Source organism: Dyadobacter sp. (assembly GCF_039919315.1).
Lineage (GTDB): Bacteria > Bacteroidota > Bacteroidia > Cytophagales > Spirosomataceae > Dyadobacter.
In genome coordinates, this window is sequence record NZ_JBDSFX010000083.1 from 154744 (window position 1) to 174513 (window position 19770).

Annotated in this window: 8 protein-coding genes; 3 read left to right on the forward strand and 5 right to left on the reverse strand. The window is 47.8% G+C overall.

Translation table 11 applies throughout. The features are described from left to right. Positions 1-265 precede the first annotated feature (265 nt). Positions 266-6160, reverse strand: a complete 5895-nt coding sequence (locus ABIO93_RS23125; protein ID WP_348072104.1) for an Ig-like domain-containing protein — start codon at positions 6158-6160, stop codon at positions 266-268. A gap of 279 nt (positions 6161-6439) precedes the next feature. On the opposite strand from ABIO93_RS23125, the gene ABIO93_RS23130 reads away from it, so the two are divergent. Together ABIO93_RS23130 and ABIO93_RS23135 are read left to right on the forward strand one after the other, a co-directional pair. Beyond that, complete coding sequence (locus tag ABIO93_RS23130) at positions 6440-7597, forward strand: hypothetical protein (RefSeq protein ID WP_348072106.1); 1158 nt, start codon at positions 6440-6442, stop codon at positions 7595-7597. Positions 7598-7604: 7 nt separating this feature from the next. Continuing rightward, positions 7605-11108, forward strand: a complete 3504-nt coding sequence (locus tag ABIO93_RS23135; protein ID WP_348072108.1) for a caspase family protein — start codon at positions 7605-7607, stop codon at positions 11106-11108. Positions 11109-11118: 10 nt separating this feature from the next. Here the strand turns inward: ABIO93_RS23135 and ABIO93_RS23140 are convergent, their stop codons facing one another. Both ABIO93_RS23140 and ABIO93_RS23145 read right to left on the reverse strand, forming a co-directional pair. Further along, on the reverse strand, positions 11119-12501 hold the full coding sequence (locus ABIO93_RS23140; RefSeq protein WP_348072110.1) for a caspase family protein: 1383 nt from the start codon (positions 12499-12501) through the stop codon (positions 11119-11121). A 4-nt stretch (positions 12502-12505) separates the two neighbouring features. Beyond that, positions 12506-12745 carry a hypothetical protein gene (locus ABIO93_RS23145; RefSeq protein WP_348072112.1) on the reverse strand — a complete coding sequence of 80 codons (240 nt, stop codon included), beginning with the start codon at positions 12743-12745 and terminating at the stop codon, positions 12506-12508. Positions 12746-12886: 141 nt separating this feature from the next. Between ABIO93_RS23145 and ABIO93_RS23150 the strand changes: the two genes are divergently transcribed. After that, positions 12887-15031, forward strand: a complete 2145-nt coding sequence (locus ABIO93_RS23150; protein WP_348072114.1) for an ATP-binding protein — start codon at positions 12887-12889, stop codon at positions 15029-15031. A 1-nt stretch (position 15032) separates the two neighbouring features. Here the strand turns inward: ABIO93_RS23150 and ABIO93_RS23155 are convergent, their stop codons facing one another. Then, a complete protein-coding gene (locus ABIO93_RS23155; RefSeq protein ID WP_348072116.1) occupies positions 15033-17831 on the reverse strand; it encodes an alpha-amylase family glycosyl hydrolase in 2799 nt (932 codons plus the stop codon). 15 nt (positions 17832-17846) lie between these two features. Then, positions 17847-19703 (reverse strand): glycoside hydrolase family 13 protein, encoded by a 1857-nt coding sequence (locus ABIO93_RS23160; RefSeq protein WP_348072118.1) that lies wholly within the window; start codon positions 19701-19703, stop codon positions 17847-17849. Positions 19704-19770: the final 67 nt, after the last annotated feature.

A 19770-nucleotide genomic window follows, 5' to 3' on the forward strand; every position in this document is an offset into this window, starting at 1 on the left:
TTTTTTTTCAATAAATAATTCAATTAAAAAACCGGTAGATCAGCAAGTATCAGCATAAGACAGTATTTGTCCAGAAACGAAATCGCGTAGCGATGCAATGTCGGTAGCCGCAACGCGGCAGCATCGTGTAAAAAAATCCCGTAGGGATGAAACAGCGTGCATGTTGTTTCATCCCTACGGGATTTTAATATTTTCAATGATCATCTTTTTACTACCGATATTGCATCCCTACGGGATTGCCGATAGCAGGTGTTTTAACCATTAATTAAGGCTTCACCACCTTCAATATAACCGACTCTTTGGAAGAACCAATCTTAATCAGATATAAACCAGCATTCTTACCCAAAGGCAATAAATGCCGCTCCGTATCGAAAGGTTTCTGAACTGATTTGCGGAACAAAGCACGTCCATTCAGGTCTGTTACTGTGATGCTGAGCGGTAATGCATTTGCGCCGGTGATGACAACTTCTGCCTCGTCTCCCTGAATCGGATTTCCCATCACAATTACATTCAATTTGGCCGTTGTTACCTCATTCTCCTTCACGCCCAATCTGCCATTGGCCTGGGTTACAGGTTCCACGCCATACACCAGCTGACCTTTGTAGTAAACCGTGATCTTACTGTTCTCGGCAAATGTGCCTGCTGTTTTGTAAGAATGATCATTGGTTTCATCAAATGCAGACCAACCTGTTTTCGCGATCCGGTACTGAATGTTGCCAGTGCTGCTCAGCGGATATAGCTTACCAAGAGATGGCGCTGCTTTCAATTCAAAGTAAGTATCAGCATTGGTGCGCTGCTGGTTGCCTGTAAACTGTCCGGAGATGTTTCCCGCAGCTAATTTTGCAAAGTCAATCCAGTAGTTCAGTCCAGCTGTGCCGTCTGCGGTGAACCAGTAGCGGATCGAGAGATCGGCATAGTTGACCGGTACGTTCCCTTTGTTCTCTACTTTGAGCCAGGTGCTCAGCGCGGTTGGTGCAGCACTGGTATTTTTGTTTTCCGAATAAACTTTCAGATCCAAAACCGACGCTGTCGTATCAGGTTCTACACCCCACCAAAGTTTACCATTACGGTACAAAGTAATGTGATCATTGGCCACATATGAAGAAGTACTTTTGAAAGAATAATCATCTGTCTCCGACAAATTCTCCCAATTCACATTCGCGAACCTCGACTGTATAGCGCCCGAATTGCCTGCGGGATTCAAAACACCGGCAGACGCATTGAACTGGTATTCCACATAGCCTAATGCACCCTGCCGCGGCTTATCCAGCTCGACATAGCTCATTGTCACCTTATTGTTACCCAGCTCAGCATAGTCGATCCATTTGTTGATACCTGCATAGTTCTCGGCAGTCACCCAATAACGGGCGGTAAGCTCGCTATACGGAACAGCAACCGCACTTTCGTTGGCAATGGTCAGGTATGGCTTGATGTTGTTGTTATTGACCTGCCCATTATCACCATCATTGTAAAGTACCTTCAAACCGGAGGATACCTTCAATGTACGGCTCAATGGCTGAGCGGCGCTGTATACTTCGTTACCATTTTGAGACGCGGTAATCACCGTACTTCCCGGCGCAACAACATGTACTTTCCCGTTTGAAATGACTGCCACCGATGTATCCGAACTTGCATAGCTAACCGGCAAACCAGAGGTTGCTATGGCACCCGGATCAAAACCCACTTCTCCCACTAGCCTGGGCGTCAGGCTGTCTAATGCAATAGTTTGCGCGATCAATGGTGGCGCAGCGATGGTGAGACAGAAGTCGTCCAGCACAAGCTTACCGCTGGGGCCAGCTTTTGCAGCCCAGATACCGATGGTAGCAGCGTTTGCAGGGGACAATTTGGTCACCGTGTATTTGGTATAAACAGTTTGAGTAGGCGACGGATAAACCTGGAACTGCGTGGTAGCACTCGTTATTTTAGCACCCTGGGCATCATAGAAATCAATGCCGATACCAGCCCAATACGGCAGGATCAACTGGGCGGGGTTGGAGGGATTTGGTGTCCCTTCTACTTTTGCCCACACATCGAAAGTGATTTCAGTATTACCAGTTACAGTAATCGTTTTTCCGTAGTTGATCGCTCCCTGATCGGCTGTGATCACAGCGCTTTTCAGTCCGCTTTGGGCGGATGTTCCAATGCTGGCAGCGGCATTGTTCGGATTCCTGATCCAGTTTACAAAACTACTTTCAAAACCGTTATTGGTCAGCACACCGCACAATCCTGCACTGACAACGGTCACTGCTGATCCAGAGGAAACGCCACCAGCGTCTTGTGCAGTAGCGTTTATCGTAGCAGTCCCCACCGCGATGGCTGAAACGATTCCGGTAGCATTTACTGTTGCAACAGACGGGTTGGATGAGCTCCATATTACTGTTTTGTTGCTGGCGGTTACCGGCGCTACTACTGCCTTGATGGAGGTTGTATCCCCCACTCCAACGGTTGCAGTCGGTTTGTTCAATGTTACCGAGGTGATCAGTACATTGGAAACGGTGATCGTACAATTGGCAGTTTTGGCTCCGTCCTGTGTAGTAACCGTCACTGTTGCAGTTCCCGGCGCAATGCCCGCCAACAAGCCATTTTGAGTAACTGTGACAATTCCCGCATCGGAAGAGGCCCAGCTCAGTACCTTATTGCTAGCATTGGCAGGCTGAACGGTCGCGACAAGTGTCGCCGAATTATTCACACCGACCGACGCTGTGGCCGCAAGCGTTACTCCGCTTACTGCAATATTGCCGGCGGTAACGACCGATGATGCCGTTCTGCGGCCTTCGTCTGTGGTAGCCGTAATGGTAGCAGTACCCGGTGACACACCGCGTACAAGCCCGCTTCCGTCCACACTCACTACTGACGTATTCGAAGAAGTCCAGACCACTTTTTTATTGGTGGCATTCACCGGCAAAATAGTGACCGACAGTCTTGTGGTATCTCCTACGCCAACCGAAGCAGTAGCAGGAGCTACGGCGACCGAAGTCAATGGCGTCAGTCCAACTTCAATCGCATTGATGGCAGGATAGTTGAAGTTTGCAATCGGCCGGAATACAATGCGGATCTGTCCCGCAGAAGTAGAGGTGACCGCAAACTCCCGGACGATCGCCTTATTCCTGCCGCCGGCTTCTGTGAAAATGTCAAAGTTTTTGAGCAATGTATCGGTAACGGCATTTGAAGTCAGGTTGAACTTCCTTTTTCCTGCTGTGATGGTGGTTGAAATCTCAGCGAAATGCAGTCTTAGTACATAGGATGCATTTGGGATCAGGTTATCATACTGGTAGATAAGCGGCTGCCCTGCATTACGTTGTGATTTGTAAGCATCCGCAGGCGCAGGCCTCACTACACCGGTCAGATCGATCGGCGTGGTCACCGTAGAAGTCCACATGGAAGCGGATTGCGGGGTATCTGCTACAAAGTTGCCAATCGTAGGACCGCCGCAGTTGTTAGCGACCACTACAGTTCCTACTGTTAGCAGGGAAGTGGCTGTTTTCGCACCATCCTGTGTCGTCACGGTAATGGTGGTCGTGCCCAGCTTTAAGCCGGTAACGAGTCCGCTGGCATTGATCCTGGCCACGGTAGTATCTGAGGAAGTCCAGCTCACATTTTTATTGATCGCGCTGGCTGGCAGCACAGTCGCCGTCAGGTTTTTACTGATACCTAATCCTATCGTAATGGTTGAGTCAAGCGTTACACCGGTCACTGCAACGATCGGTGTGACCTTGATGCTGCTCTGCGCGGTTTTTCCGCCGTCCTGGGTAGTTACCGTCATGGTAGCAACACCCGGCGCTACACCGGTAACCAGCCCGGTCGCATTCACAGTCGCAATACCTGCATCGGAAGAAGCCCAACTGACTGCATTGTTTGTCGGATAGGCGGGTTTGAGTGCGGCTTTCAATTGTTTTGTAAAACCTACCACGACAGAGTCTGCTGCCGGAGTTACCGCCACCGAAACGACCGGACCGCCGGAAGGTTCGCCAACGAAAATCCCGTTGCCTCCGATGCCTAAGAACACTCTTCCGTGCAAATCCGCAGCCATACCACTCACAGTACCCGGAACGGGGTTAATGATGGTTGTCCAGGATGCACCATCATCATCTGAACGAAAAACACCGTACGAAACACCATTGATGGCAGTTCCCTCCGAACTTACATAGATCACCGGGTTGGACGAAGCCGTGGTGTCCGCCTTTCCGACAGCAATCCATTTTGGTCTTGTAATAACGGTCGGGTTTACTTTGGTAAAAGTTTTCGCAGTATCGGTAGAATGATAAATTCCATCACCCGAGAATGCGATCCAGAGATCTCCTGCACGTCCAGGTGTAGTCTCCACATTCATTTGCGCCACATTGCCGACGTTGGGTAAATTGGAAGCCGTTGTCGGTGAAAAATTGACCCCACCATCCGTACTGACGTGAACCTTACCATTTGCATAAATATAGAATATATTGCCATTTACTTTATCGGCAGCCAAGGGCTGCATTCCCGCCCAGATATCATAAATACCGCCTGGTTTCAAAACGGCCGAAGGTACACCATTGCTGGCAGTCCAGGTAGTACCGAGGTCCGAGGAATGATAAGTGAGTCCACCCTGTGTCACCCAGACCAATTTTCTGCTGGTAGCGGATACCGCGATCCTTCCTCTTGCTCCCGGAAAGGAGGTAAATTTTTTATAAGAACCTCCGCCATCTGTGGAGTAACCTCCTATACCTACGCCATTCCAGCCATCACTTCCTACCCGTGCGATAAAATTCGGGTCCGAGTATTGAATGGCCCCTCCGGTCGTATTGGTGCCGGTGTTGGTTACAAACCAATATGATATTCCTTTTGCAGGTGGTTGGTCCAGCGACTTATGATCAAATCCGCCGACATCGCCCGTTGTCGAAACCAGATAGTTACTACCCGAAGGCGGGCAAACCAATGGGCCGGCCACTACAATTTCTTCCAGTCCGGTGTTACGTAATTTCCAAGTAACCCGCGATGCCCAAACATTAGTCGTATGACCGACATCGAGCATATCTGAAAACCAGACATGGCCGGCATTAAAGGGATCCCAAGCAAAACCATTGACATTGTGACCGATATTTCCGCTAGCCCCATCTCCAAGTGAATGAGGCGCTTCCGAAACATCTCTCGTTGCCGGAACCATTGATGACCAGCTGCCTCCACTTCCGCCGGTAGTACTGCGGTATGCGATGTCATGGTTCCATGACCCGGTGGTTGTCACTATGATTTCGTTGCTATTGGAAGGGTTCACGCCTACCCCGCTAAATTCCTTGCCGGTTACCGGAGTGATATCTATCCAGCTGCTTCCATTCCATTTGTTTAATGTAAAACCTCCGAGCGGTCGCGTGGCGGTTTGAGGTAGCCGGGTCACAAAGAAGGTACCGTCATCGCTGATGCTGGCGCGTCGGGGCTCACCAGGGCTGCCAACCATCAATGCAAAAGTATTTCCGCCGTCCGTGCTGCGATATACGCCAGCCTTGGCGCCCAGGAAAATATTCCGGGTCACTCCATTGACCATACCACCGCTTTTATCAAAAAAGATAAACCTTCCTGACACTGAATCCGGTAACGAAGTGTTGACTTTGGTCCATGACCCTACTGCTCCTGCCGATGTACTTTTATAAGTACCATTTGCACGGGTCGTTACATACACCAAATTGCTATTGTTCGGATCAACAACCAGACGGTCGGAGTAAGTCTGGTCGCTGTTAGGTAACACGGTTATCCGTAACTGGCAGTCAGTCCAGGTAGCGCCCCGGTCGATCGATTTCATGACCGTTCCGGGAGCAGTCCCACCGCCCGGCACGGTACCCATTCCTGTTTGATGCGTAGCATAGAGAATGTTACCGGTTGCATCGCTCGGATCAAAGGCCAGATCGCCGCATTTGGCGGCTGCTTCCCAGTTCCAGTATGTGGTGGGTATCTTGTCATACCACATCAGGTCGTCCCATTTCTGAGCAGCATGGTTCCACTTGTAAGGAGTACCTACGTCAGTGGTGATGAAATAAAGGTTTGGGACCTTCGGGTGTGCTTTAATGCTTGTGACGTTACCGCCGCCGCCCATCCGTACGGGCTTCCAGTTGTACGTTTGTGCTTTGGCTACATAATTCAAGGCTCCTGTGAGTGCAATCAACAGGATCATCATGCGGACTGATTTTTTCATAAAATGTGCTTTTAGTAAGAATTAATTCGAGTTATCGAATCGAAAAAATACTGTCTACAAAAGTTAGTTTTCAATAAGAATCTCAACATTCACGTAGAAGTATTTTTAATGATTTAGATAACAATTCATCTTAGCTGACAAAATCACGAGCACTATCCCCATACTATAAATAATATTTTTTTTTCAGTGAATAATTCAATTACAATATTGTGTTTATGTTTTGCGCAATATAAATCCATGTATATTTAACAATCTCACCATGAGATCCATAAATGCCCGATGAAAAAGAAGCTCATCTTTTTATTTTGCATGGCAGGGTTTTGCTCAGATGCTCAGCCGCTGCCGCAAGGTTCTTACGAGAACAAGGAACTGGGCTGGATGAAAATATACAAGCCGGCGGCCGACCTTAAACCGTTTTCGGTCGATCACAGAAGTTACAGCCCCGCACAATTGCGTTATTGTGAAACATTCATCATGTGGATGCAGCAAAGCTACCAGCCCACGGGACGGCTTGGTGACGTTCGGAAATCGGTGAATGAAAAACTGGGACTGTACAATAAGGACACCAAAGGCCTGCCTAATTGCTACGGGGCTTATACGAAGCTATATTATCATGTTAAAAAGGATGTTTCCGGTAAGCTGGCACCCGTTGATAACGATGCGGATTATTGGAACATACAGGCAAATGGACTGCATGACATCAGCAAATCCGTCAAATCGCTCACTACATCAGATCAATACTACTTCACGCTTTCGTACTTCAAAACGGGCAAGGAAGATATGCCTGATGATGCTCAGAATGCAGGCCTTTTGGGGTTCGATACCCACCCGATGTTAAATAAATATGCTCATTTTTTTATCCCCAAAGGCACGAGTAATGCCTCTTCAGGCAGGTATTACGTCGCGCTGCTGTTTCCTGATAACCGGGCACCATGGACACCGGTTACAAAGGCCGAATTTTTTGAGCAGTCGGAAAAAGTAATTGATCAAACGTTCCAGGCGGAAATGAAGACCAATGCCGACCAAAACCGTGGTTATCCTCTCGGATTGGAGCAGGCTAACCAACGAAGCAAAGCCCGGTTTGAAAAAGCCATGGTCAATTTTAAACGCGTTAAGGAAAAGTACAAAAACCGCATGAGTGAAATAGCAATGCTTTCCGCCAATCATGCTAACAACGACTTTTTCAATGGGAGTGAAAGCGTTGGCGACATGTTTGAAGCTACGCTGAACACTACTTATCCAGTATTTAAAATATCCAAAGAGTTGGCGGACAAATGTGCGAATGGCCAACCTCAATGGATCGCCATTTATTGGGAACCGTTGGTGCATCTGCATAAGTCGATACTGACGAACTTCAATTTTGATTACGTTTATAACTATTTTTTCGATCCGGGAAAGGTTGCTGGTGTAGCCTACAAACCGCTTAATAATCCATAGACGTCTGATGGGGAAAGCCTCTACATTTAACCATTTTGCGACCGCGAGAAAAGGCCTTTTTCTGCTGTTGATTTTTTACTTGGGCTTTCACCTTACCATTTTCGGGCAAGATACAACCCGTAGCAATACCTACGCTGTGGTGATAGGGATTACCAAATATCAAACAAAAAGCCTTTCGACCCTGCAATTTGCAGATCGGGATGCCTCGTTATTTGCTGCGCATTTGCGATCAAAAGCGGGCGGCAATGTTCCCGTGGAGCATATCAGATTGCTGCTGAATGAGGATGCCACCATCGCGGCTATTTATGACGCCCTCAACTGGCTGCAAGAGCACTGCACTTCCAATGACAAGGCCTACTTCTATTTTTCGGGCCACGGCGATGTGGAGACGGATAATAATTTCAGTTTGGGTTACCTGCTGGCTTATAATTCCCCGCCCAACAACTATCGCAACAATGCCATCACCATTGAAGATCTGAACAAGGTGGCCAATCATCTTTCCTCGAAAACCAAAGCAACGGTCGTGCTGGTGACGGATGCATGCCATTCGGGAAAGCTTGCGGGCGACTATTACAAAGGCAAACAACTGGTGGCCAGTCAGCTGCAATTGATATTGAACAATGAAATCAGGATGGCAGCTTGCGGAGTAGACGAAAAAGCTGCCGAAAGCGAAGACTGGGGCGGTGGCCGCGGGGTGTTCTCCTATTATTTATTAATGGGTTTGAATGGCATTGCCGACCTGAACCGCAACGATACGATCCAGCTGCGGGAGTTGAATACATACCTGGATTCTGCTTTCAAGGCTGATCAGATTTTGATCCGTAACGCATACAAACAGCGTCCTGTACTGGACGGGAATCCGTACCAGACGATGTCCGTAGTGGATGCATCCACGTTGGAGACTGCGGTCAGCGAGACGGCTGGCCCGAATGGAACCGATCAGGCTAGCTCGCTTTTACGGATGTTCAAACCACTTGGCATACAGCCCATTGATCATTTATTCGGGGCGATGAAAGCGAGGGCCATTGAAAGCAAATTATCCTTCGCCAGATACATTAAAGTACCAAAAGATAGCTTGCCATTAAGAATTGTACTGGACTGCATGGCCTATCAGCTGGAAGCGGATCGCAAAATAGATTCGTTAGACGCCAATAGCGCCCCCATCGACACCAGCTATTATCTGGCCAATGGCGATACATTGCTTCTGCTCAAAAACCAGTTGTTGCAGAGCCAGGCGATCGTGAACAATTTTAATGAACGATTGATACAAATGGTACATGGCCTGGCGCAGGATATGGTGAATGCATATCTGGACGGCGACATTGCCGAGCTTGAAAAAAGGCAATATTACTATACCGGCAACCGCAAATACAGCGACTTCATCGATATGCTTCGTGTTGTACTGCGGATAGCTCCAAAACAACATTATTTATATAACCTGCTCATGGTTCAGGAAGCCTATATCAGCGGATTGGCAGCACGGCTGGAAATGGCCACATCACCGAATACCGCTACGTTACTGACGCGCGCAATGGCGTATCAACAAAAAGCGATGAAGCTGGAACCTTATGCGGCATACATTCACAATGAAACGGGCAACCTCTACCTGCGCAGCAAAAAGTACGCGCTGGCCGACTATCATTTCAATATGGCCGAAGAACTATCACCCACCTGGGCGGTGCCGTGGAGTAACCAGATAAGGCTCGGCCTGGCCACCGGTCAGTTAAAAAGGGCAGCTAAGGCCCTTGCGATGGCGGATTCCTTGCAGCATGATCTTCCCTATATCCTGATGAATGCCGGCCTGCTGTTGGCGCGACAGGGAAATTTACTGGCGGCTGAAAGTTATTTTCAAAAAGCAATCTCAAAAAACAATATTCATTTCCTCCCGTACGAGAGGCTGGGTAACCTCTACATAGCCACGGGCGACTATGAAAAAGCTGATCGTTTTTTGGCAGCAGCTGCGATGCGGAAGGTCGATTTTGCTGTTAACGACCAGAGTTTCTCCTTTGGGATAGAGCTAGGCGGCCCTCCTGGGAACGATTCATTGAAAACCGTGGACAATATGCTCTCCGAACATTATGTGCTCGCCGAGCGCTACGAGGGTGAAGGCGAGGCGGGTAAGGCCATGGAGGAATATGCTACTATTATTGCTATTGAAAACGACAAACAGCTTGACCAGGCGATTCTCAAAGGTTTTGTAACAGCTCCGGGAACTGACCAGTCACCGATCTTTGTGGACGAGGCCCTGATACTCCGGTATGAGACGCCGGTGAATATGGGCGGGTACATTAAACTAGCGAATTTATTCGAAAAAGCTGGCGACTATGTCATGGCTGAAAAGACCTATTTACAACAAATTCAACGCAACCGCGAGGCTGGCTATCTCAGGGGGAAACAGACACAACCGGGCCCATTTCAGCTCACATCCGGGGTAAATTTTAATTTCTACTGGGGTACGGTCAACCGGCAGGCGGAAGCAGCCACTTTTAGTTTTTACCAAAGAATGCTACGAATGTTCCCCCGGAACGCAGAATGGCAGGAAAAAGCGGGTATGTTTTTGTACCAGAGACTTTTGCTATGTTTCCGGAAGTTGCCGGTCAACAAATATGTGGCGGCTCATGAAGGCATTAAAGAATATGCTTATCCCTTTTTATTCTCGGACGTAACAGGAAATTCACCCGAGCATCAAAAGATCCAATTTAGCTTACCCGGTACCGATGAAACCATTGTCATTCCCGCACCCAAGTACGACCCGCTGAATGAATCTTTGCAAAGTCTGAAATTGGCAATGAGGCTTTCGGGAGAAGTGCAGCCCAGCAAGTCATTACTGGAAGCCATTGCTGACCTTTACAGCTGGATGGGCAATGAAAAGGCCGCTTTCGAGACCTATAAACAAATCCTTCAAAATCAGCAGACAGACACAGCACTTCACAATAAAATCATTCAATATTGTTTCGCGATCAATGAGTCAATTTTTGCATTGAGTCAGCTTGAAATCCTTTACAAGCTTGGCAAAACTACGACAACACAAAATATGCAGCTCGCCAATGGATATGCGTTAAATGGCCACCCGGATAAAGCCATGGAGGTTTTGAGCAAAACTAGTACCGTTACCAGTACGGAAAAGGCGGCTTCTCTGATGCTACACGCAAAAACAAACTGGCTGGCAGGCCGCAATGCAAATGCGCTTCGGTACCTCCATGAGCTACCGGTTGTGGATTCTAAGACTACCAACCCGGATAGTGTGAATGCACTCGGATTTTACACCACAGGTAGGCTGAATGCTTTGCTGAAACAAAACGAAAAGGCACTCCATGCATTAAAACGGAGCCTGGAAAGTGGTTTCGGGTACGGCAATGTGCTGAATACGGATCCTGCCTGGAAACAACTAAGGGTTTCGCCACAATGGAAGACACTGAAAAAGAAATATTCAAGCCAGCTGACTGCTATTGATTACCAATCCAGTAAAGAAGAAAAACCCTCCCCACTCGACTACAGCATACCCGACTAGTCGTCAAAAGCTAGGGTGTCACCGCGAACCTGGCCGATTGTACACAGCGGTTGTCCCCGCAGGCAGCCGAAAGCGATAACCAACTTGCCTGCTTTTTGGTATTGGCCAGTATGCTTACCCAGGTAGCATTCTCCGGCATCCCATAGAGTACTTTGCGAAGCTCGACGGTCAACGAGTTGGTGAAATATCCGCCTAGTGAAGGATTGCCGACGGCGAGCTGGTTCCGATCAGCCGATCCGATGAGTATGGCCAGCGGTTTTTGAGGAAAAAATAACCGGTTCATAACACCTTTATTTAACACTGGAATGTAGTCTCCGGATGGCCCCCTGGATTTCATAAGCGTAGGACCGGAAGGAACCGGCTCGCCGATGTCATCATTGCAGCAGTCGCTAAGAACGATCGTGACTCTTGCCTTTTTTGTGAGCAGTACCTTATAAATACCTTCCACGCTCATATTGTTCTTGCTCAATTCTGCTTTCTGGCTTGTCCGCAGCGACATTCTCGGATATTCACTTTTATCATTTGAATACCTGAAACCGTGCCCGCTGTAATAAAACACAACAATATCCACTGGTGAAGGACGCAGCTTTGCCAAAACAAGCTCCACCGCCCTCTTGCTAAGGGCGCTGTCGATGACCATTTGTGTCAGCATATCCATGTTGGCATCCGTCGTCAGCTGGGTAAATATTTTAACGACATTGGCTACGTCCCGCCGCGTGCTTTTCGCTATCGTGGAGTCCAGCGTATTGGCGACAGTGATCAGATACAGCTTTTCCTTCCTTTTAGTAGGATCTCGCGGGGAGGTACGCATGGCATACAGGTATAAGTAGAAAGCATCGGATTCGTTGAAAAAAACCGACACTAAATCCCGCTCTTTTTTTAAGTCCCTGTTGCTTTTTTGTTGATTGACCAGCATTTCAGACGTTCGCCAGCTCCCGTCAGGCCATTGATATGCAATGGCGTCCGGCACATAAAAAACATCTTCTTCTTCCTTTTGCATTTTAAACACAAATCTGGGCATGAGGAAGCCCGCCAATCCCGCGCCTTGAATGGGTAGCGGCTCTCCTTCGTCAATCAGAAAATGTTCCTGACTTTCCAAGCCGCCGCGTGCATCAGCAGAGTCGCGCAGATTGATTTCAACAAGCCTGTTCTCCCCGGAAGACGGTTCGGTATACCTTATACGCGCTATGCCACGGCCATTGTCGTATTGTGTTAAAAAGGTATAGTAAGTCAGGGTGGAGTCTGGGGAAATGGAAATTTTATTCTCGAAATAGAAAAACGACTGGCAGTAGGATTTTGAACCAGTACCCAAGAATAGAATAGCAAAAAGCCCTGAGACGGCATATTTAAAGACAATCCGTTCAAAACGCCGGTAGCAGGGCCTTTTATTCATCGTCTTACCTGGTTTTTCGTGGCTCAGGACGCGTTGACGATGAATCATCCAACGCAGGTAAGCTGTCACCAGGAATACTGTCCGGCACCATTTTCTTTTCAATGACCTGGTCCGTTGAATCCACAGCAGTGGTCTCCGTATCGTCCGATTGCTTGTCTTTGCCACAGGAAATAAATAGCGCAGAAGCAACTAAAACTCCGGCAAACAATCCGGATAATTTGATTTTGTTTGTAATTTGGGGCATACGCTCGAATTTAGTTTGGACAAGTTAGCAAATACGCTCTTAGAATTGTAAAAAAACAAAGAGAATATTTACAAAAGGACTTGTCACAGATCAATCTTCGTCAGATAACTCACTTCGCATCATTTTAACCCTGTCAGAGTCATGGAACGCCTGCCGAAAATTGCTTTGCTGACAACGGTAGTCTGGTTGTGCTTTTTGTCCGAGATCTATGCGCAAACTGGCGACCTGCGTCTGTTAAAGGAGGAGCAAAAGCGGCTGGAAAAAGCACCCCACTACGTTACTGACACCGCCTACCTGAATGTGGTGAACCAAATTGCATTTCTATATGCTGACAGTTATCCCGACAGCGCGCTGAAAATACTCAAAGTGAATACGCTGCATTGTGAAAAGATCGCCTACGAAAAGGGAGAAACGGACGGTTATAAAATTACCGGTAATGCGTATATGACTAAGGGTGACTACGCCAATGCATTAAACTGGTACACGAAAAGTTACGAGCTAGCCGAAAAAATGGGTTATAAAACGGCCTTTCCGGGGATTCGTAATAACATCGGGCTGGTGTATATGAGCCAGGGAAATTATACCGTTGCATTGAATGAATTTTATGCGGCATTGAAATCGGCAAATGAGATCAATGACCAATTTGTAGCAGCCAGTACTCTGAACAATATTGCGATCATTCATTTTTACCAGGGAAAATTAAGGGAGGCGGACAGCACCTACCAAAAAACACTGGTAATCGCCAAGAAAATGGCGGACACCATCGGGGTGATACTGGCTTATAACAACATTGCAGAGATAAATATTGAGCAACATGCATTACCGCTTGCGCTGGCGAATCTCAACCTGGCTTATGCGCTTGCGGTCAAGAAAGATAATCCTGAAATGCTCACCGTCGTGTCACATTCACTGGGTAGTACATATTTTCAATTGGATAGCTTAAACAAAGCGGCGGTATATTTTGAGACTGCGTCCAGGATCGCCCGCAAGCATCATTACAGCACATCCGCCTGTAAAGCCGTCATCGGGTTAGCGAGGGTTTATGAGCGTCAGGGATTTTTAAAGAAAGCGTTGGAAGCTGGTCTGGATGGTTTGCAGCAGGCCAGGAACATGGGACACACCCAGCTGCTGCGCGACGCGAATGAAATAGTGTCTGTCATTTACGAAAAAATGGGCGACGGCTTGAACAGCCTGACGTATTTTAAGGAGTTTAAGATTTATTCGGATAGCCTGCGAAATGTGGAAAGCGAACGCGTTGCCAATATGTACGATGCGAAGCTGGAATTTTCGAAAAAGGAAGATGCGCTACATCAGAAAAACCTGCAACAGCAATGGCTGATATTTGCTGCATTAGCCGCGGTGACATTACTGGGCATGATTTTGCTGTTCGTGATCCGTAACCGCAAAAAGCTCGACTATACCTACAAGCAATTGCAGCGAAAGAATTTGGTGATCGAATCACAACGCAAAAAAGCCGAAGAAACACTCGACGAATTGAAGTCCACACAGGTGCAGCTGATCCAATCCGAAAAAATGGCCAGCCTGGGCGAGCTTACGGCCGGTATCGCACATGAAATTCAGAATCCGCTGAATTTTGTCACGAATTTTTCAGAAACCAGCATTGAATTACTGGATGAAATGAAAGATGAGCTGGAAAAAGGTAATCGGGAAGAAGCCCGGGAGATCGCTGCCGAAGTGATTGCAAACCTGGAAAAGATCAACCAGCATGGCAAACGCGCCGATTCCATTGTGAAAGGTATGCTGCAACATAGCCGAGCCAGCAGCGGGCAAAAAGAGGCGACGGACATCAATGCGCTTGTCGACGAATATATTCACCTGAGCTACCATAGTTTACGCGCGAAAGACAAGTCATTCCACGCCACGATCAACAGGGATTTTGACCCTGACCTGGGTCCATTGATGCTGGTCGCTCAGGATATAGGAAGGGTTATTCTCAATCTTCTAAACAATGCTTTTTACACCACGCATCAAAAACAAAATCAGGTTACCGGGCCGGAATACGAGCCGACAGTAAGCCTGAGTACCAAAAAGACCGGTAACAAACTGGTGATCACTGTGGCCGATAATGGAAACGGCATGCCCGACGACATTCGCAAGAAAGTTTTCCAGCCGTTTTTCACCACCAAGCCAACCGGGCAGGGCACCGGCCTTGGCTTGTCCCTGAGCTATGACATTATCACAAAAGGGTACGGCGGCACGATGGAGGTACAATCCCAGGAAGGCGAAGGCGCTGTGTTCACCATTACATTACCAGGATTGGGATAGCCTACTTTTTCACCCACCTCCTGACCACCATTCCGGCCCCCTGCCGGATACGCAGAAAATACAACCCTGCCTGCAAGGAGCTGATACTAATGGTTTTTTCGAAAACCAAATCACGCTTAACAAATTGGTACATGCCGCGCTCACGGCCTACCATGTCGAACACGCTAACCGTCACATCGCCTTTGTAAAGACTTTCCAGCTTGACGGACAGCAGCATTTCGGCAGGTACAGGTGACAATACCACATTACCCGCCAATTCGGGCTCAATGGCGGTGATGAGCTGGATTTTCCAGGGTACCAGGTTCTTTTCGGGATCGGAGAGTTTGGTATTGGTCAAAAGATGAAATTCTCCGGGCTTGAAATTCAATGGCGGATCAGACTGCCCTGATACTACTTCGTCACCGGAAAAATAGTCGTACCAATGTCCTGCCGGAAGCGGTATTTTCTGATCGTTCACATCCAGATTTGCCAGTACATGCAGCTGCATGGCCGCATTGCTAAGCGATAATTTCTTGATCGTATTTTCAGCTGCGTCCAGTTCAAATGTTCCGCCGGATACTTTCGAGAGTGCCTCTTTTAAGTGGATCAGCTCCGAAAAAATTTTGTATAATTTCAGCCTTTCCGGATTGCTATAATAGTCCCATTTGGCTGGTTTGGCACCCGTACGGCCATTTTCATTGATGGATACATCGTAACCAAGCTCACCAAACTGCCATATCATCTTCGGCCCCGGTGTAAGCATAAACAATGCGGCCGATGCTTTAGTCCGCTCCAAAGCTGACGGAAGCGATTTGACAGTATACCCGTTCCCAATGCTGCCATTGGTGAGCGCGTCGTACATCAGGCGTTCTTCATCGTGGCTTTCCATGTACCCAATTGCAGCGGGTTTTTGAAAACCCGTGTGCGATTTCCATGAGAGCCGGTTGAAATTCCCTTTGCCACTTTTAATAGTTTCCCGGAAAGCCCCGTTCTGATTGTCCCAAACCAGCATACCATAATCGGTAAGCTCCGACTCCTCAAAATCATCTGCAAAATGCTCTAAAATTACAAAAGCAGTGGAATCTGTCTTGCGCACCTGGTCATATATACGTTTCCAGATCGCCACCCTGCTCGCGTCGTACGCTCCCCAGGCAGCCACATTATCCCCGGAATTGACTTGTGTAAAGCCTTTGGAAAGATCAAAACGGTACCCGTCAAAATGGTATTCTTTCATCCAAAACTCCGTCACACGATCCACATAGGACTTTGTTGCGGCTGATTCGTGGTTGAAATCAAAGAACACGCTGAAAGGATGCATCGCCTTTTGGTTAAACATCGGGCTATTTTTAGCTGGCTGCGTGCCGTCCCAGTACATTTTGACGTAGGGAAATTCATAGTCGGCCTGATTTAAAACCATGTCCAGCAGCACCGCAATGCCATTTTCGTGGCATTTATCAATGAATGCTTTGAGATCAGCCGCCTTTCCATAGGCCTTGTCGGGCGCGTGATAGAAAATCGGATTATAACCCCAGGAATCATTACCGGTAAACTCCATGACGGGCATTAGTTCAATCGCATTGATCCCAAGCCGCTTCAAATAGGAAAGCGTATCGGAAAGTGCCTGGTAGGAACGCGCGGCGGTAAAATCCCTGACTAGCAGCTCATAAATCACCAGATCTTTCGCCAATGGTCTTTTGAAATTGTTAACCTTCCAGTTGTAAGGTACCTGGTCGGTTTGCAGAACGGACACAATATCACCCTGCGCTTTGGCTGGGAATGGTAGCAAATTCGCATAAGTAGCGGCCAGGATGACCTTGTCATTGTTGCGGTCCAGTATTTTTTCAGCATAAGGGTCGCCAACAGGGATGATACCATCCACCAAATACTGAAACGGATACTCTTTCTTTGCGATCAAATTTTTGATTTCCAGCCAGTAAGTCTGTCCGTCCGGCGTTCGGTTCATCAAAAATCCAGGTTGATTTTCCCAATCATTGAATTCTCCGAGCAAATACACAAACTTCTTTTCAGGAGCAAAGAGTACCAGCGTTGCCGAGGTTGCGGAAGTGTAATTAATGCCATTCTTTAATCCTGCGGGCAACGGAGCGATCTTAGGTTCCGGGCTAACGGTGAAAGAAAACTGATCAGTAGCAGTTTTCCCGTTTGCAGTGGCTGTGACCACCACAACCCGTTTTTGTCCGCTGCCAGTTCCGGTATTCATGCTGACTGCCAATGTCGTGTCGATTGCCGTCGCAATCACTTTACCATCCAGAGCAATGCTCAATGACGATGGCTGCGAGGCATTCGCTTTCACCACCAATTGCTGGTTGGCTTCTGTAAAAAAGTTCTCCTGCTCAGGACTCAGGAAGCGCACGAGCAGATCCGTCGGCTGGTACAAATCCACCAGAAAATCCTCCGTCTGGGCAGTACCGTCGGCATTCTTCACCAGCACCCCGATCCAGGTAATCTTTTGACTGGCAGGAATGGTATAGTACTGGTCGGGCGTAATGGTTATGGTCCATACGTTATCGGTCCCTTTTTTCAGCAGGCCTGGCGCAAATGGCTTGTCAAAACTGGTTTGTCCAGTTGGACTGAACTCCACTTTGCGTGTCGACACGTCCGACCCGCCCCACGCCCAGATATACAATCCGTCGGACTGATTGAGCAACGCATTTTTACGGTTATCCTTCGCCTGGCTAATGTCGAAAGTCAGGTTGACCGCACCATTAGCAGTAGGAAATGAAGGTGAAACTTTGATGGCCTGGCACAGACAAAATGTGCTGGCAACCACAAAGCATATTGTAAAGCAGAGGTTCCTTATCATTTGTTGATTTTAAAGCTAAGGATTGATATCCAGGACCATCGGCTGACCCGGTTCCAGTACGATCCGGTCTTGAACTGCTATGGATTTCTGTGAAACAATGTCTTTTGCAGAAAAATCCGGACTCAGTATTTCCCTGAACTTCGCTAATTCCAATGTGTAAGCCGACGTATTTTTGTTCAAAATGACCATTACCTTGTGGTTTTCATTATACCTGAAAAACACATACACGCCATTCTCGGGAGCAAACTGTTTGAGCTTTCCGGTATGTACCACCTCAGCGCCTTTTCTCCATTGGGCCAGGTTTTGCACCAATTTTTTTGCTTCCGTCACTTGCGCGCTCAGGCCCTTATCATTGAAAACATCCCTGCTATCTCCCTGCCAGCCACCCGGCATATCGCCCCTGATCTCTCCATGCGCATCGCTTTTCGGGTTCGACATCAGAATTTCCGTGCCGTAATAGATTTGTGGAATGCCTCTGGTTGTCATTAAGAAGGCGAGACCGAGTTTGAATTTGTTAAAATCTTCATGCACTTGCGTATAAAATCTGCTCATGTCGTGGTTATCCGCAAAAACCACCAGGTTAGCGGGATGCGCGTACACGAAGTCATTGGCCAATGTCTGATAAAGCGTCGTCCAGCCCTTATTCCATATCTTTTCGTCACCATTGAGGGCTTCTACCAGGGAATTGCCAACAGGGAAATCCATCAGGCTTTTCAGGTTCGAACGGTAACCATTTTGATTGACCTTCCCACGCTGCCAGTTTGCTACCAGGCTGGGATTTAGCGACCATTCTTCTCCTACGATATTAAAATCGGGATATTCGTCCATCACCGCTCCGCTCCACCGTGCACTGAAATCTTTGTCCGAATAAGGATAGGTATCCATTCTGATACCTTTCAAATCAGCGTTTTCTACCCACCAGATTGAATTCTGGATCAGGTACCGGGCAAGGAACGGATTGCGCTGGTTCAGGTCGGGCATGGTGGAAACAAACCAGCCATTACTTTGCAATGTGCGATCGTAATCCGAAGCATACGGATCGTGCAGGCTCTCCCGGCGGTGATTGGTGATCGTTAATGGCTTGTTCTGATAGTTGATCCAGTTGCTGTCGGGCAGGTCTTTCATCCACCAATGTTCCGATCCGCAATGGTTGAGTACCATGTCGGCGATCAGTTTGATGTTTCTTTTTTGGGCTTCTCCCGAGAGTTTCAGATAGTCCGCATTGCTGCCATACCTCACATCAGTTTGGTAAAAATCAGTGATCGCATACCCGTGGTAAGAATCTTTTGGCTGGGCATTTTCAAGCATTGGATTGATCCACAGTGCGGTCATGCCCAGGCTGGCTATATAGTCCAGATGATTGATCATGCCAGCAATGTCCCCGCCATGCCTGCCATTGATATTACTCCTGTTGAGCCCGTCGACCAGCGACTTGACCGAATCATTGGTAGGGTCACCATTGGCAAACCGGTCAGGAGTGATCATATAAATCACATCACTGGTATTAAAGCCCACCCTTTTTGCGGACTTCGCCTTTCGGTCCCTGAGTGTATACGGATGCGTTATCGACGGCTTTCCGGCACTTTCAAAAACGATCTGAAACTCGCCCGCTTTGGCTTGGGGAGCAATCGCCAGGTCAATGAAAAGATAATTGGGATTAACCGTTTGATGTACTTTTTCAATCTTAATGCCTTTGTAGGCAATGTTAGGTTTGTATGTAGAAATTCCATCTCCGTGTACCAGCAGTTGCAGATTCGGGTTTTTCATCCCAATCCACCAGCTCATTGGTTCCAGGTGTTTTATCCGGGTCTGTGCGGTGACCTCGGTTTGGACTGAAATTAAGAATAGCAGGAATATCAAGATCTTCTTCATCAGGGTCAGGATTATTGGGTGAGTAAGAAAAATGACGGACACTCCTTGCGTGCGCCCGTCCTGTTAT

Excerpts from the sequence above, each read along its gene's own strand:
- ABIO93_RS23125 (WP_348072104.1), bottom strand. The coding sequence starts at position 6,160 with ATGAAAAAATCAGTCCGCATGATGATCCTGTTGATTGCACTCACAGGA.
- ABIO93_RS23130 (WP_348072106.1), top strand. The coding sequence starts at position 6,440 with ATGAAAAAGAAGCTCATCTTTTTATTTTGCATGGCAGGGTTTTGCTCA.
- ABIO93_RS23160 (WP_348072118.1), bottom strand. The coding sequence starts at position 19,703 with ATGAAGAAGATCTTGATATTCCTGCTATTCTTAATTTCAGTCCAAACC.
- ABIO93_RS23150 (WP_348072114.1), top strand. The coding sequence starts at position 12,887 with ATGGAACGCCTGCCGAAAATTGCTTTGCTGACAACGGTAGTCTGGTTG.
- ABIO93_RS23140 (WP_348072110.1), bottom strand. The coding sequence starts at position 12,501 with ATGAATAAAAGGCCCTGCTACCGGCGTTTTGAACGGATTGTCTTTAAA.
- ABIO93_RS23135 (WP_348072108.1), top strand. The coding sequence starts at position 7,605 with ATGGGGAAAGCCTCTACATTTAACCATTTTGCGACCGCGAGAAAAGGC.
- ABIO93_RS23155 (WP_348072116.1), bottom strand. The coding sequence starts at position 17,831 with ATGATAAGGAACCTCTGCTTTACAATATGCTTTGTGGTTGCCAGCACA.
- ABIO93_RS23145 (WP_348072112.1), bottom strand. The coding sequence starts at position 12,745 with ATGCCCCAAATTACAAACAAAATCAAATTATCCGGATTGTTTGCCGGA.